The sequence below is a fragment of the Jeotgalicoccus meleagridis genome (assembly GCF_903994045.1).
GTDB classification, from domain to species: domain Bacteria; phylum Bacillota; class Bacilli; order Staphylococcales; family Salinicoccaceae; genus Jeotgalicoccus; species Jeotgalicoccus meleagridis.
The window spans coordinates 565,957-580,019 of sequence record NZ_CAJEWD010000008.1 but is presented as its reverse complement, the minus strand read 5'-3'; the positions used below and the strand labels follow the sequence as shown (position 1 = coordinate 580,019).

13 protein-coding genes are annotated in these 14,063 nt (G+C 37.6%); 10 read left to right on the top strand and 3 right to left on the bottom strand.

Going from position 1 to position 14,063, the window contains the following annotated elements; genetic code table 11:
• The first annotated feature begins 22 nt into the window (after positions 1-22).
• The 9 genes from ilvD (at position 23) to ilvA (ending at position 11,242) form a co-directional block, all read left to right on the top strand.
• Positions 23-1,735 carry a dihydroxy-acid dehydratase gene (gene ilvD, locus JEOSCH030_RS08500; protein WP_185126187.1) on the top strand — a complete coding sequence of 571 codons (1,713 nt, stop codon included), beginning with the start codon at positions 23-25 and terminating at the stop codon, positions 1,733-1,735.
• Positions 1,736-2,274: 539 nt separating this feature from the next.
• Entirely contained in the window at positions 2,275-4,005 is a 1,731-nt protein-coding gene (gene ilvB / locus JEOSCH030_RS08495) for a biosynthetic-type acetolactate synthase large subunit (protein WP_185126185.1), read from the top strand.
• Positions 3,993-4,508 carry an acetolactate synthase small subunit gene (ilvN, locus tag JEOSCH030_RS08490; protein WP_185126184.1) on the top strand — a complete coding sequence of 172 codons (516 nt, stop codon included), beginning with the start codon at positions 3,993-3,995 and terminating at the stop codon, positions 4,506-4,508. The genes ilvB and ilvN overlap by 13 nt, the downstream gene beginning before the upstream one ends.
• 32 nt (positions 4,509-4,540) lie before the next feature.
• Positions 4,541-5,539, top strand: coding sequence for a ketol-acid reductoisomerase (gene ilvC / locus JEOSCH030_RS08485; RefSeq protein ID WP_185126183.1), 999 nt, complete (start codon positions 4,541-4,543; stop codon positions 5,537-5,539).
• 32 nt (positions 5,540-5,571) lie between these two features.
• Positions 5,572-7,128 carry a 2-isopropylmalate synthase gene (locus JEOSCH030_RS08480; RefSeq protein WP_185126181.1) on the top strand — a complete coding sequence of 519 codons (1,557 nt, stop codon included), beginning with the start codon at positions 5,572-5,574 and terminating at the stop codon, positions 7,126-7,128.
• Positions 7,129-7,141: 13 nt separating this feature from the next.
• Positions 7,142-8,200 carry a 3-isopropylmalate dehydrogenase gene (leuB, locus tag JEOSCH030_RS08475; protein ID WP_185126180.1) on the top strand — a complete coding sequence of 353 codons (1,059 nt, stop codon included), beginning with the start codon at positions 7,142-7,144 and terminating at the stop codon, positions 8,198-8,200.
• Positions 8,201-8,220: 20 nt separating this feature from the next.
• On the top strand, positions 8,221-9,633 hold the full coding sequence (gene leuC, locus JEOSCH030_RS08470) for a 3-isopropylmalate dehydratase large subunit (protein WP_185126178.1): 1,413 nt from the start codon (positions 8,221-8,223) through the stop codon (positions 9,631-9,633).
• Positions 9,634-9,644: 11 nt separating this feature from the next.
• Positions 9,645-10,241, top strand: coding sequence for a 3-isopropylmalate dehydratase small subunit (gene leuD / locus JEOSCH030_RS08465; protein WP_185126176.1), 597 nt, complete (start codon positions 9,645-9,647; stop codon positions 10,239-10,241).
• Positions 10,242-10,264: 23 nt separating this feature from the next.
• Positions 10,265-11,242, top strand: coding sequence for a threonine ammonia-lyase (gene ilvA / locus JEOSCH030_RS08460; protein WP_185126175.1), 978 nt, complete (start codon positions 10,265-10,267; stop codon positions 11,240-11,242).
• Positions 11,243-11,292: 50 nt separating this feature from the next.
• Here ilvA and JEOSCH030_RS08455 read toward each other — a convergent pair whose 3' ends face one another.
• Positions 11,293-11,907 carry a YktB family protein gene (locus JEOSCH030_RS08455; RefSeq protein ID WP_185126173.1) on the bottom strand — a complete coding sequence of 205 codons (615 nt, stop codon included), beginning with the start codon at positions 11,905-11,907 and terminating at the stop codon, positions 11,293-11,295.
• Positions 11,908-11,988: 81 nt separating this feature from the next.
• Here JEOSCH030_RS08455 and JEOSCH030_RS08450 point away from each other — a divergent pair, with 81 nt between their 5' ends.
• A complete protein-coding gene (locus tag JEOSCH030_RS08450; RefSeq protein WP_185126172.1) occupies positions 11,989-12,801 on the top strand; it encodes an inositol monophosphatase family protein in 813 nt (270 codons plus the stop codon).
• 310 nt (positions 12,802-13,111) lie between these two features.
• On the opposite strand, the gene JEOSCH030_RS08445 is transcribed toward JEOSCH030_RS08450, so the two are convergent.
• Both JEOSCH030_RS08445 and JEOSCH030_RS08440 read right to left on the bottom strand, forming a co-directional pair.
• Positions 13,112-13,672: a hypothetical protein gene (locus tag JEOSCH030_RS08445; protein WP_185126170.1), complete on the bottom strand. Its 561-nt coding sequence runs from the start codon at positions 13,670-13,672 to the stop codon at positions 13,112-13,114.
• A gap of 164 nt (positions 13,673-13,836) precedes the next feature.
• A complete protein-coding gene (locus JEOSCH030_RS08440) occupies positions 13,837-14,028 on the bottom strand; it encodes a DUF5325 family protein (protein WP_185126169.1) in 192 nt (63 codons plus the stop codon).
• Positions 14,029-14,063 lie beyond the last annotated feature (35 nt).

The following is a 14,063-nucleotide window of genomic DNA, read 5'->3' as shown; positions in this document are numbered from 1 at the left end:
TATTAGAATAGGATGAATCATTATGTCAGATAAAAAAGATTTGAGAATTCGTTCACACGTTTATACAGAAAGTAATGTCAAAGCTCCGAACAGAGCAATGTTAAGAGCAGTTGGTTTTGATGATGAAAGTTTTCAAAAACCACAAGTAGGTGTGGTAAGTAACTGGGCGGAAACAACGCCTTGTAACATTCACTTAAATGATCTTGCCCAATTTGCTAAAGAGGGAGTGAGTGAAAAGGGTGGTGTACCAGTTCAATTTAATACCATTACTGTAGCGGATGGTATTGCTATGGGAACTCCAGGTATGCGTTTTTCACTCCCATCACGTGATATTATTGCAGATTCAATTGAAACAATGGTACAAGGGCAGAACTTTGACTCTTTCGTCGCTATCGGTGGCTGTGATAAAAACCTACCAGGTTGTGCGATTGCCATTGCAAATACAAATATTCCAGCTGTCTTCGTCTATGGTGGAACGATTGCACCAGGCCGTCATGAAGGAAAAGACATTGATCTAGTGAGTGTCTTTGAAGGAGTAGGTAAATGGAATAACGGGGATATCAGTGATCAAGAACTTAAAAAAGTTGAGTGTGCTGCTTGCCCTGGGCCAGGTGCTTGTGGAGGTATGTATACAGCGAATACTATGGCTGCGGCTTTAGAAGCAATCGGCCTAAGTTTACCAGGTTCAGCATCAAACCCAGCTGTTACAAAGGAAAAAGAACAAGATGTCTATGAAGCTGGTAAAGCAGTAATGAACTTACTTGAAAAAGGTATTTATCCTAGAGATATCTTAACTCGTGAAGCATTTGAAAATGCGATTACAGTTGTACTTGCGCTTGGTGGGTCTACTAACGCCATTCTTCACTTACTCGCAATTGCCCATGCAGCAGAAGTAGATCTTACAATTGATGACTTTAATACTTTCCAAGAAAAAGTACCACACCTTGCAGATTTAAAACCATCAGGTAAATATGTTTTCCAAGACCTCTTTAATGTTGGTGGGGTACACGGCGTCATGAAATATTTATATGACCGTGGTTATATCCATGGTGATTGCATGACTGTCACAGGTAAAACAGTTGCAGAAAACTTGAGCGAAGTGAATGATTTAACACCAGGACAAGATGTCATCATGCCACTTGAGAATCCTAAGCGTAAAGATGGTCCTTTAATTGTTCTAAAAGGTAATCTTGCAACTGAAGGTGCTGTTGCTAAAGTATCTGGCGTTAAAGTTCGTCGTCATGTTGGACCTGCAAAAGTCTTTGATACAGAACAAGAAGCCATTGAAGCGGTTATGGCAAACGACATTGTCAAAGGTGACGTTGTCATCGTTCGTTATGTAGGACCTAAAGGTGGACCAGGTATGCCAGAGATGCTTTCTTTATCAAGCTTAATCGTTGGTAAAGGACTTGGAGAAGATGTTGCGCTCTTAACAGATGGACGCTTTAGTGGTGGAACTCATGGACTCGTTGTGGGTCACATTGCACCAGAAGCACAAGATGGAGGAAATGTTGCTTTAATCAAGACTGGTGATATCGTCACAATTGATCAGGATAAAAAAGAATTATCATTTGATATCAGTGATGAAAAACTAGAAACACGTAGAGCGTCACTTACCTTACCACCACTGTATTCAAAAGGTGTGCTTGGTAAATACGCGCATATGGTATCATCGTCCGCTAAAGGTGCAATCACTGACTTCTTTAACCGTGATGACATTCCTGAAAGAAAATAATTTATCTATCTCAGAACCTACTAAGGTTCTGAGATTTCTTTTTGTGTAAATAGTAACAAATTATTTTAAAAATACTGAATATTGACCTATCAATGTTGTAAACGATTACATTTTCAGAAATGTTAGACAATTTAAAATAAATCGACTTTTGCGGTTGCTTTTATAATTTTAACGGGTTATTATACATTCATTAAGAAATTTAAATAGTCGAACAATTCAAATAGTAAAACAAAGCGTTGAAGGGAACCATGATGTTTACAGTCACTGCACAGAGATCGGATGGTTGGTGAAAATCCGAAGTGACGAAACTTTCATTCTCATCCCTGAGTGCCCAGTCGAATGAAGTAGCCTGGGACGGGTTAAAACTCGTTACTTATTTTAACTAGTCATTGGCTAGTTGCTGAGGTGTGTACAAAATGTACATGCGAACTTGGGTGGTACCGTGAAAAGCTCTTTTCTCCCCATGATTATCAAATTATTGATGGTCTTAGGAGAAAAGAGCTTTTTATATTTAGTTCATGCTATGAGGAGGAAAAAATATGAAAGTTGAAGTTGAACGTGCCGAAGAAGTAGTTACGAATATCAAGACAGGAGCAGACTTACTTGTCGATGCGCTAGCTGAACAAGAGATTGATACTCTGTTCGGATATCCAGGTGGTGCTGTTTTACCAATTTACGATGCCTTATATCGAAATGAACTCTCCTTCAAACATATTCTTTGTAGACATGAACAAGGATTAATTCACGCAGCTGAAGGTTATGCGAGAGTAAGTGGTAAAACTGGGGTCGTTATTGCAACAAGTGGACCAGGAGCAACAAACTTAATTACAGGAATCACAGATGCCATGATGGACTCTTTACCTGTAGTCATCTTTACTGGACAAGTTGCAACAAAAGTAATCGGAACCGATGCCTTTCAAGAAGCTGACGTTATTGGTTTAACTACACCAATTACTAAACATAACTATCAAGTGACAGATGTAAAAGATTTAAAACGAATTGTAAAAGAAGCATTCCATATTGCTTCTACTGGTAGACCAGGACCGGTAGTAGTCGACATTCCAAAAAATATTTCTGAAGCTAAGGTTGAAATGGACTATCCAGATGATTTTTATCTTAAGGGATATCAACCAACCACGACGCCAAACCCACTTCAAATTAATCGTTTGATGGATGCACTTGAACTAGCTGAAAGACCAGTAGTATTAACAGGTGCAGGTGTTCAATTTGCCAAAGCGACTGGTGAGCTAAAGAAATTTGTTGAAAAATATGATCTACCAGTAGTATCAACACTACTTGGACTTGGTGCATTTGATGCAAATCATAAAAACTTTTTAGGAATGGCTGGTATGCATGGGACCTACACAGCAAACATGGCAATCCATGAAGCAGATTTGCTAATCAATATCGGTGCAAGGTTTGACGATAGACTTACTGGTAAGATTTCTGATTTTGCCCCACATGCAAAAATTGCACACATTGATATTGATCCAGCAGAGATAGGTAAAAACGTTGAAACACAAATACCAGTTGTTGCAGATGCTAAAGAAGCATTGACATTAATGAATGAAAGTAGTGCTAAAACAAGTTTTGCTGATAGCTGGCATGCATTAGTTCAAGCGAATAAAAAAGAATACCCGCTATGGTATGACAATAGCAAAGCACTTTTATCACCTCAGAAATTTATTGAAGACATTTATCTAGCTACAAAAGGACAAGCAATTGTAACTACTGATGTAGGTCAACATCAAATGTGGAGTGCACAGTTTTATAAATTTAAAGACCCTAATCATTTTGTTACCTCAGGTGGACTTGGCACTATGGGCTTTGGGTTACCGGCAGCCATTGGTGCACAGCTTGCATTTCCAGAGAAGACAGTTGTCGCCATTGTTGGAGACGGTGGTTTTCAAATGACCATGCAAGAGCTAGCAACCTTAAAACAATATAACTTACCAGTAAAAGTAGTCATTTTAAATAATGAAGCGCTAGGTATGGTAAGACAGTGGCAAGAAGAGTTCTACGATGAACGTTATTCTGAATCCTTGATGCAAACTAATCCAGACTTCGTAAAATTAGGCGAAAGCTTTGGGATTAAATCATATAGATTTACTAATGAAGGCGAAGTGAGCGAAGAATTAGAGAGTGCCTTAACTTCCGATGAACCGATTCTAATCGATGCAAGGGTTGAAAAATTAGATTTAGTTAGCCCGATGGTACCTGCAGGTAAAGGTAACCATGAAATGATAGGGGTGAAAAAATGCAAAGAATAATTACATTGACAGTACAAAATTCAAGCGGTGTCTTAAATAGAGTGACTGGTATGTTATCAAAAAGAGGCTTTAACATTGAGAGCATAACAGTTGGTAGTACAGATCAAGAAGGTATTTCTAAAATGACTATTGTTGTTGAAATGACCGATGACAAAAGTGCAGAACAACTTACTAAACAGCTTCACAAACAAATTGATGTCTTAAAAGTTAATGATATAACAGACTCTAAAATTGTCGCTCGTGAGCTTGCATTGATCAAGGTTGGTGCAAGTAATACAAATAGGGGAGAAATTCAGAGTATTATTGAACCCTTTAGAGCGAGAGTCTTAGATGTTGCAAGAAATTCACTCATCATAGAAGTTACAGGTAAGACTGATAAAGTAAATGCACTGATTGAACTACTAGAACCATATGGCATCAAAGACTTATCACGTACAGGGGTAACAGCCTTCAGACGTGGTCAACAAAAGAATGTTCAAGATATAAAAACACTTAGTGTTTAATATATAAACATATAAAAAGGGAGAAATTTAAAATGGCTAAAGTTTATTATGACAAAGATATCAATACAGAAAGTTTACAAGGTAAAACAGTTGCAATAATTGGATATGGTTCACAAGGACATGCACACGCACAAAACTTAAGAGATAGTGGTCAAAATGTAATCGTTGGTTTAAGACAAGGTAAATCTTTCGATAGAGCAAAAGAAGATGGCTTTGATGTAAGATCAGTTGCTGAAGCGGTTAAAGAGGCTGATGTAACTATGGTATTACTTCCAGATGAAGGACAACCAGCCGTCTATGAAAATGAAATCAGAGATAACTTAAAAGCAAACTCTGCCTTAGCTTTCGCACACGGTTTTAACGTTCACTTTAATCAAATTGTCCCGCCTGAAAACGTAGATGTTTTCTTAGTAGCTCCAAAAGGACCTGGACACTTAGTTAGAAGAACTTACCAAGAAGAAGCTGGAGTGCCTGCTTTATACGGTGTTTTCCAAGATGTGACTGGTGCTGCGACAGATGTTGCCAAAGCTTATGCAAGAGGCATTGGAGCTGCCAGAGCTGGGGTCTTAGAAACGAGTTTCCAAGAAGAAACTGAGACAGATCTTTTCGGTGAACAAGCAGTCCTTTGTGGTGGACTGACATCACTTGTTAAGGCTGGTTTTGAGACTTTAACAGATGCTGGATACCAACCGGAAGTTGCATACTTTGAGTGTCTACATGAACTTAAATTGATCGTTGATTTAATGTATGAAGGTGGCCTAGAGAACATGCGTTACTCAATCTCAGACACAGCACAGTGGGGAGATTTTGTTAGTGGACCACGTGTTATAAATGATGAAACTAAAGCGCGCATGAGTGAAGTTCTAAAAGAAATCCAAAACGGTGAGTTTGCTAAAGGTTGGATTTTAGAAAATAAAGCTGGACGTCCACAATACAATGCAATTAATAACAGCGAGTATAAGCACCCGATTACGGCAGTCGGACAAGAACTAAGAGAACTAATGCCGTTTGTTCAAAATCCAATTAGATAATTATATAAATACTGAAGAGAGGAAGATCGGTTATGACTGAGATTAAAATATTTGATACGACCCTAAGAGACGGTGAACAATCTCCAGGGGTAAACTTAAATAAAGAAGAAAAATTGGAGATCGCTAAGCAGTTAGAACGACTAGGTGTCGATGTCATAGAAGCAGGTTTTCCTGCCTCTTCAGAAGGAGATTTTCAAGCAGTAAAACTCATTGCAGACACGATAAAAAATTCTACTGTGACAGCACTTGCTAGAACTAAGAAAAACGACATTGATCGTGCTTACGAAGCTTTAAAAAATACTGCTAATCCAAGAATTCATATATTCCTGGCAACAAGTCCAATTCACAGAGAATATAAATTGAAGATGGATAAGGAAACAGTTGTCAAAACATCAGTAGATATGGTGTCTTATGCTAAGACTATGTTTAATGAAGTAGAATGGTCTGCAGAAGATGCGTCACGTACTGAACTTGATTTCCTTGCTGAAATTATCGAGAGTGTAATTGATGCTGGGGCAACAATCATCAACTTACCAGATACTGTCGGCTATTCTACGCCTGAAGAATACGGACAAATGTTTAAATATGTTAAAGAAAACGTTCCAAATATTGATCAAGCTATTCTTTCAACCCATTGTCATAACGATTTAGGACTGGCGGTTAGTAATTCAATTGCAGGAATAGAAAATGGTGCAGAGCAAATAGAAGTTTCAATTAATGGTATTGGAGAGCGTGCAGGTAATGCGTCATTAGAAGAGTTAGCAGTCCTTTTACACATTAGAAATGATGTATATGGTTATCAGACTAATCTTGTCTTAAATGAAATTAAGCGCACAAGTGATGTCGTTAGTAAATTAACAGGTATGGCAGTCCAGGCAAATAAAGCGGTGATTGGTCGTAACGCCTATGCACACGAGGCTGGTATACATCAGGATGGTATGCTTAAAAACTCAGAGACATATGAAATTATTTCACCCGCCTTAGTCGGAGTTTCAAGTGAAGAAAGTAATACCCTGTTCTTAGGTAAACATTCTGGTCGTCATGCCTTTAAGGATAAAGTGAAATCGTTTGGCATTGAATTGACCACAGATGAATTGTCTACGGCTTTCAATAACTTTAAAGAATTAACGGACCATAAAAAAGAAGTTACAGATGATGATATCTACGCCATCCTTATGGAAATTAAGACAGATGCATCAAACATTGACCGCTACACTTTAGAAAACTTTAGAATAAATTACGAACAAGATGGACAAACGAGAGCTTATATCGAAGTGAGTCATCCGAACGGTGAGAAAACGTCTAATGAAGTCATCGGTAAAGGTAGTGTTGAAGTACTTTATCAGGCAATTCAAGGTGTTATTAGTGAACAAACTAATCTACTTGACTACCAAACTTCATCAGTTGGTGGCGGTAAGGATGCACTTGCTGAATCAAGAGTACAAATTAAAATTAATGATAAACGCTATCCTGGCCGTGGGACATCTCAAGATGTTCTGGAAGCTTCTGCCAATGCTTATTTCAACGCCATTAACCGTTACTTAATGAGTGAAGATAAGGTGACTCAAACTACTGGGGCAAGTATCTGAGGAGGATTCAAACATGAAAAAACATATTACATTACTCCCAGGTGACGGAATTGGACCAGAAATTGTAGCAGCTGCAAAAAAAGTATTAGATGTGATCAATGAAAGATATGATTATGAGTTTACAAGTGAAGAACAGGACATCGGTGGAATTGCTATCGATAAAACCGGCAATCCACTACCTGAAGAAACCATTAAAGCTTGTGAAAATAGTGATGCAATTTTACTTGGAGCAGTCGGTGGACCAAAATGGGCAAATCAGTCAGTTAGACCAGAGCAAGGTCTACTCAAGATTAGAAAGCACTTTAATCTATTTGCCAATTTAAGACCAGTTACAATTTTTGATGCCTTAGAATCATCATCACCTTTGAAAAAAGAAATTGTTCAAGGTAGTGATTTGATGATTGTGAGAGAACTGACAGGCGGACTATATTTCGGTCAACCAAGTGAGAGACGAGATAACGGCAAGAGTGTGATTGATAGTTTAACTTATACTCGAGATGAAATAGAAAGAATAGTAAAGATTGGCTTTGATACCGCAATGCTTAGAGATAAACACCTAACTTCGGTAGATAAAGCGAATGTTCTAGAATCTAGCCGTATGTGGCGTGAAATAGTAGACGAGATTGGTAAGGAGTATCCTGAAGTCACTGTCTCACATGTTTTAGTAGATGCTGCGGCTATGAAACTCATTACCAATCCAAAGAGCTTTGATGTCATTGTGACTGAAAACTTATTTGGTGATATTTTAAGTGATGAAGCGTCGGTAATTACTGGTTCTTTAGGTGTATTACCGTCAGCAAGTTTAAATCAAGATAATTTCGGTTTATATGAACCGATTCACGGTTCAGCACCAGATATTGCTGGTCTTGGTAAAGCCAATCCTATTGGTATGATCTTGTCTGTCGGAATGATGCTGAAGTATTCATTTAATTTAGAAAGTGAAGCGGCTAAAATTGAAGAAGCCGTAAACAAGGTTCTAAACGATGGTTATGTCACAGCGGATTTAATGAGTGATGATGGGCAAGTGCTATCAACTATGGAAATGACTGATAAGATTATCAGCTACTTATAAAAGAAACGGAGAAGGTTAACATGGTTAAGAAGAAAACTATAATTGAAAAGATCTGGGAACGTCATATTGTCCACGAAGAAGAAGGTAAGCCAGATTTATTATACATCGATCAACATCTCATCCATGAAGTGACTTCACCTCAAGCTTTTGAAGGACTTAGGCTGAATAATCGTAAGGTGCGCCGCCCTGACTTAACTTTTGCAACGATGGACCATAACGTACCAACTAAAGATCGTGAAAATCCTCAGGATGAAATTGCACAAAAGCAAATGGATGCCTTAAAGAAAAACTGTGAAGAGTTTGGCATTAAATTAGCAGATATGTATCATCCAGATCAAGGGATTGTCCATGTTATTGGACCACAGCTTGGCTTAACACAGCCCGGTAAAACAATTGTTTGTGGGGATTCTCATACGTCTACACATGGTGCTTTCGGTGCACTTGCATTCGGGATTGGAACAAGTGAAGTAGAGCATGTATTTGCAACACAAACCTTGAATCAGTCAAAACCTAAAACTATGAATGTAAAAGTTGTAGGTGAACTTGGTGTAGGTGTTACTGCTAAGGATTTAATTCTAGCGATTATCGCTAAATTTGGGGTCGATTTTGGTACAGGACATGTTGTTGAGTATACAGGTCAAGCCATTCGTGACTTAACGATGGAAGGTCGTATGACAGTTTGTAATATGTCAATTGAAGGTGGTGCTAGGGCAGGACTAATTTCACCGGACCAAACGACAGTGGAATTCCTAAGAGGACGTCGCTATGTACCACGGGATGAGGATGAATTTGAGGCGTTAAGTCAAGAATGGCTAGCATTGGCTACGGATGAAGGTGCCACATATGACACGACTTTAGAAATTGATGCAAGTGAAATAGAACCTCAAGTATCATGGGGAACGAACCCATCCATGGTTGTACCGATTTCTGCTACAACACCTTCTATTGAATCTGCAAGCGATAAAGATGGTACTAAACGTGCTCTAGAATACATGGGCTTAAAAGAAAATACACCAATGACAGATATTGAAATTGATCATGTCTTTATCGGCTCATGTACCAATTCTCGTGTGCTTGATTTACAAAGAGCAGCAGACATTATTAGAGGAAACAAAGTAAAAGAAGGTGTTAAAGCGATTGTCGTGCCTGGATCTTTCCTAGTTAAACAGGAAGCTGAAGAATTAGGCTTAGATCAAGTTTTCATAGAGGCAGGTTTTGAGTGGAGAAATGCAGGCTGTAGTGCTTGTCTTGGAATGAATGATGACCAAGTACCAGCAGGCGGACGTTGTGCTTCTTCTTCAAACCGAAACTTTGAAGGTCGCCAAGGTAATGGTGCAAGAACACATCTTGTTAGCCCTGAAATGGCTGCAGCAGCTGCAATTAATGGACGTTTCGTAGATGTAAGACAATATCAAAGTAAAGTAATGGCTTAGGAGGATGTATGATGGAGGCAATTTCACAACATGCTGGAAAAGTTTATCCCTTGAATCGTTCCAATGTCGATACGGATCAAATAATTCCTAAGCAGTTTCTAAAACGCATTGAACGTACAGGTTTTGGAGAGTTTGTATTTTATAATTGGCGATTTAATGAAGATGGTTCAAGTCGTGATAACTTCGATATGGATGATAAAAAATTTGAAGATGCATCAATTCTCATAGCTGGAGATAACTTCGGTTGTGGATCATCAAGAGAACATGCACCTTGGGCACTACAGGATTATGGCTATAAGGTCATTATTGCACCAAGTTTTGCAGATATTTTTTATTCAAATGCCTTTAAAAACGGCATGATCCTTATTAAACTTCCAGAAGAAAAAGTTAAAGAATGGCAAGAGAAAGCAAAAGATGGAAAGTTTGAGCTAACTGTTGACCTTGAGAAACAAACGATTAAAAGTTCTGAAGGTGAGGTACTTGATTTTGAAATCCCTAACTATCATAAAGAAAAATTAATAAACGGTTGGGATGATATTTCATTAACTTTACTGAATGAAGACAAAATAAGTAAATTTGAGGAGCGTGATTCCTTGGGAATTCGTTAACTGGTGATTTAGTCAGAGATGCTATGGAATACTTGCGAGGAAATGTGCATAAAACACCTGTAATTACTTCAGCAACGATTAACAAAATGACAGGTAAAAATGTTTATATGAAACTAGAAAACCAACAGAAGACAGGTGCTTTTAAGTACCGGGGAGCATCTTATAAATTATCTAAATTAAGTGATGAAGAGTTGGCTAAAGGTGTGGTTACAGCATCTGCAGGTAATCATGCTCAAGGGGTTGCGCTTGCGGCTTATAAGCTCGGTGTCAAAGCAATGATATTTATGCCAGACGGTACGCCCTCAGCTAAAATATCTGCAACCAAAGGTTATGGTGCAGAAGTTAAGATTATTGGACAATCTTTCCAAGAAGCTTACACTGCCTCACTAGAATATAGAAAATTAAGTGGAGCAACCTATATCCATCCTTTTGATGATTTTGATATTATGGCGGGTCAAGGCACCATTGGCTTAGAGTTATTAGAAGAAATTCCAAAGCTCGATACAATCCTTGTTCCAATTGGTGGGGGTGGCTTAATCAGTGGTATTGCAGTTGCTGCAAAAACGATTAAACCGACTATTAAAGTCATCGGTGTTCAAGCTGCCATGGCACCGTCGATGTTTAAATCCTACTACTCAAGAGATGATCACGTTTATTTAGATAGTTGTGCGACTATTGCTGAAGGTATAGCAGTTAAAAGCCCGGGGCAGTTAACTCAACAAGTGGTAAGAGACTTTGTTGATGAGATATATTGTGTATCAGAAAGTCAGATTGCTTCTAGCATGATATACCTTTTAGAGAGAACTAAATCATTAGTCGAAGGTGCAGGAGCAACTGCACTCGCAGCATTGTTAGCATATAATGACAAAATTAACTCAGAAAATATAGGTGTCATTGTCAGTGGTGGAAACTTAGATTTAAGTTCCATCGCAGATATACAAGCCTTAGCGCTTTTAAACAAGCAACAAGTAGCGCGAAATGAACGAATTTCAATCATTTAAAAAATACCCATCAATCTAAATTTAGATTGATGGGTATTTTGATGTGATCACTAATTTTGATGATAAAAGGGCAGTAAATTATCAAACACTTTTTCTAAGTCCTTAATAAAAGTTTCGTCTGATTGCAGAGCCTTATCATTTACCTTGTAAACTTTGCCGACTAAAAACTCACCTTTTTTAACATCTCTTAAGCGGATTAAACCTTTTTCTAAATCCGATTCAGATAGCTGACTTAACGGTGTTTTTTCCGGTTTCATATGGTCAAGTGACACTTGATAGCTCCTTGGAAGTTTATCAAACTTATCGAGTTGACTTAGCCAGTTTTCAGCAAGTTTTTTCTTATCTTTAGATTCGTAAATGATACCGTACATACAAAAAGCGTGATCCTTATACAGACCAATTTGGAAATGGGGCATCATTTTGTAACCTCTAGGATTGGTAGAAAAAGCGACCCAAGTATCATCGGGTGGATTGGTTGTTCTTCTGGCATGTTTTGCCACATGAGCGAATGTATCATCTGAAGTTAACTCTGTTAGATAATCTGAGAAGTGCTCACCAAGCGCTTCAAGTTTCGGACGTGTTTCTTTAATTAACTCTGCCATACGATTTTCTAGTCCATCGATAGTAAACACATCGAAATCTGTTTGTGTAAATGCATATTTCATTAAATAGTCTAGCTCCTTTCAAAAGGTCTCTCTTATGATAAAATAAAGATGGTATTGAATCAAATGAACGAGGTGTAATTCATGGATATATATAACTTCGCTAAAGATTTAATTGTTGAAGCAGGGCAGTTTATAGAAAAACGTATGCTAGAAAGTTTTCATGTTGACAGTAAGTCAAATCCTGATGACCTTGTGACGGATGTAGACCGAGAAACGGAACAGTTTTTATCACAGAGAATAAGTGAGCAATATCCGACACATCGCATAATAGGCGAAGAAGGCCAGGGGCATGATGTTCATGATAACAAGGGCGTACTTTGGATAATTGATCCAATTGATGGCACCTTGAATTTCGTCCATCAAAGTGAAAACTTTGCAATTTCCATCGGTATCTTCATTGATGGTCAACCCTATTGTGGGTTAATTTACGATTGTATGAAAGCTGATTTATATCACGCTAAATATAAAGAAGGTGCTTTTCTAAACAATGTTCCTCTAGAAAAGGCTAAAGAAGTTCCACTCAGTCGTTCCTTGATTGCCATGAATCCTAAACGGTTCCTAAATGAAAGAATTAGAACACCTTTCTTTTCAATCATGTCAAAATCACGCAGTGTACGCTCATACGGCTCAGCAGCTCTAGAGTTCACTATGCTTGCAAGAGGACAAATATCTGCACTTCTCTTTTTTAGATTACATCCATGGGATTATGCAGGTGGCGTGATTTTAACTAATGAACTTGGGTATAAGACAAGTAATGTGTTTGGCCAAGATTTACCACTCTTTGGCACGACAAGTGTGATTGCTGGTAACCCATTAATTCATCAGGAATTACTAGCATATTTTGAAAACGATAAAGATCTCAAGTCACTCCATGATGAAACTCACAACTTATAAGTGTAGTACTGTGCATGCTTACTCTTTTTAGAAAACAGTAGATTAATGTATTTTTGAAGAGTATATGATGTGAGCTGAACACCTATTTCTTGGTGAATTTCTTTTTTCTTTAAAGTTAATGGGCGATTGCATAAAGTAAGCATTGTAAAATAGTGTCTTAAAAGACGCTCTAAATTATCTATATGACGACAGTCTAAACAAACAGCTAGAGAACTAGATAAAGCTTCTAAGTTAAAGCTTGAACACTTGTCGCATTTTAAACCACTTTTAAAATTGCGGTGAATAATCTTCGGAAGTTGTAGCGGTTGTGTCACGAGTTTGAGTCCTTTAGCATATGCTTTTTTCTTATCACAGCACTATGCTCGATTGCTCTTAAATAATAGGGTAAGTTTTTTAATGATAGGAAATTTTCAGAAGGTCGCTTGGCCAAACGAAATGTTTCATTTAAGACAACATGTTTTATGATGATTGGTCTTTGAAAATTTCCTTCATCGACTAAGGTCGTTTTAAACTTCTCGTAAATCTTTGTGGAACGGTTGAGGTCGTATACTGCTTCATGCTCTTTATTGATTAAAATATTAAAAGGATTAATGTAATGCTCACCTGAAAAGTCATGGAGAATAAACAAATAGTAACAGTATTCTGTTGCTAAGAGCACATTGATCAGCTCGAGATCTGAATCGACGTATACTTCTGAATGCCAGTGTACTTCAATATTGGATAAGTCAATTTGTCTGAGATAAAGATCGAAGTGCTCTTCCAATAATTCCATACGTTGCATCGCTTCATATTCAAGTGTGTCCTGATCCGAAAAAGGCAGTCTGTTGTAGAGGAACTCATAAACTTTCAATCTCTCATTTTTGGGTTTCATAGACTATCTCCTAAAGTGTGATAGGTCTATTATTAAACCGAATATTATTGTCGTCAAAAGACAACAATTTAATATATGCATATAAAAATAAACAGAATCTAAAATAGTTACTACAAAGTTTTTAGATTCTGTTCATTTACTTGAACGGTTTTATTAAAATTGTATTATAGCCAACCATTTTCACGATATTTTTTCTTAAGAGTAAAACCAAGACCAAAAATGCCAATAAAGATAATGACAGAAAGTAAAGCCATGAGTATCATCTCTTCAGCAATGAAAACTGAAAAAGCGACCATGATTGCAACTGCTAAAAACGCCAGTAAAAGAAATATTGCTTTAGACTTTTTCTTTTGCATAAGCATCTCCTAAATTCTTATTTAACCTAAATTAT

What these genes read in the sequence shown, in the direction of transcription:
- ilvD (WP_185126187.1), top strand. Translation starts at nt 23, where the DNA reads ATGTCAGATAAAAAAGATTTGAGAATTCGTTCACACGTTTATACAGAA.
- ilvB (WP_185126185.1), top strand. Translation starts at nt 2,275, where the DNA reads ATGAAAGTTGAAGTTGAACGTGCCGAAGAAGTAGTTACGAATATCAAG.
- ilvN (WP_185126184.1), top strand. Translation starts at nt 3,993, where the DNA reads ATGCAAAGAATAATTACATTGACAGTACAAAATTCAAGCGGTGTCTTA.
- ilvC (WP_185126183.1), top strand. Translation starts at nt 4,541, where the DNA reads ATGGCTAAAGTTTATTATGACAAAGATATCAATACAGAAAGTTTACAA.
- JEOSCH030_RS08480 (WP_185126181.1), top strand. Translation starts at nt 5,572, where the DNA reads ATGACTGAGATTAAAATATTTGATACGACCCTAAGAGACGGTGAACAA.
- leuB (WP_185126180.1), top strand. Translation starts at nt 7,142, where the DNA reads ATGAAAAAACATATTACATTACTCCCAGGTGACGGAATTGGACCAGAA.
- leuC (WP_185126178.1), top strand. Translation starts at nt 8,221, where the DNA reads ATGGTTAAGAAGAAAACTATAATTGAAAAGATCTGGGAACGTCATATT.
- leuD (WP_185126176.1), top strand. Translation starts at nt 9,645, where the DNA reads ATGGAGGCAATTTCACAACATGCTGGAAAAGTTTATCCCTTGAATCGT.
- ilvA (WP_185126175.1), top strand. Translation starts at nt 10,265, where the DNA reads ATGGAATACTTGCGAGGAAATGTGCATAAAACACCTGTAATTACTTCA.
- JEOSCH030_RS08455 (WP_185126173.1), bottom strand. Translation starts at nt 11,907, where the DNA reads ATGAAATATGCATTTACACAAACAGATTTCGATGTGTTTACTATCGAT.
- JEOSCH030_RS08450 (WP_185126172.1), top strand. Translation starts at nt 11,989, where the DNA reads ATGGATATATATAACTTCGCTAAAGATTTAATTGTTGAAGCAGGGCAG.
- JEOSCH030_RS08445 (WP_185126170.1), bottom strand. Translation starts at nt 13,672, where the DNA reads ATGAAACCCAAAAATGAGAGATTGAAAGTTTATGAGTTCCTCTACAAC.
- JEOSCH030_RS08440 (WP_185126169.1), bottom strand. Translation starts at nt 14,028, where the DNA reads ATGCAAAAGAAAAAGTCTAAAGCAATATTTCTTTTACTGGCGTTTTTA.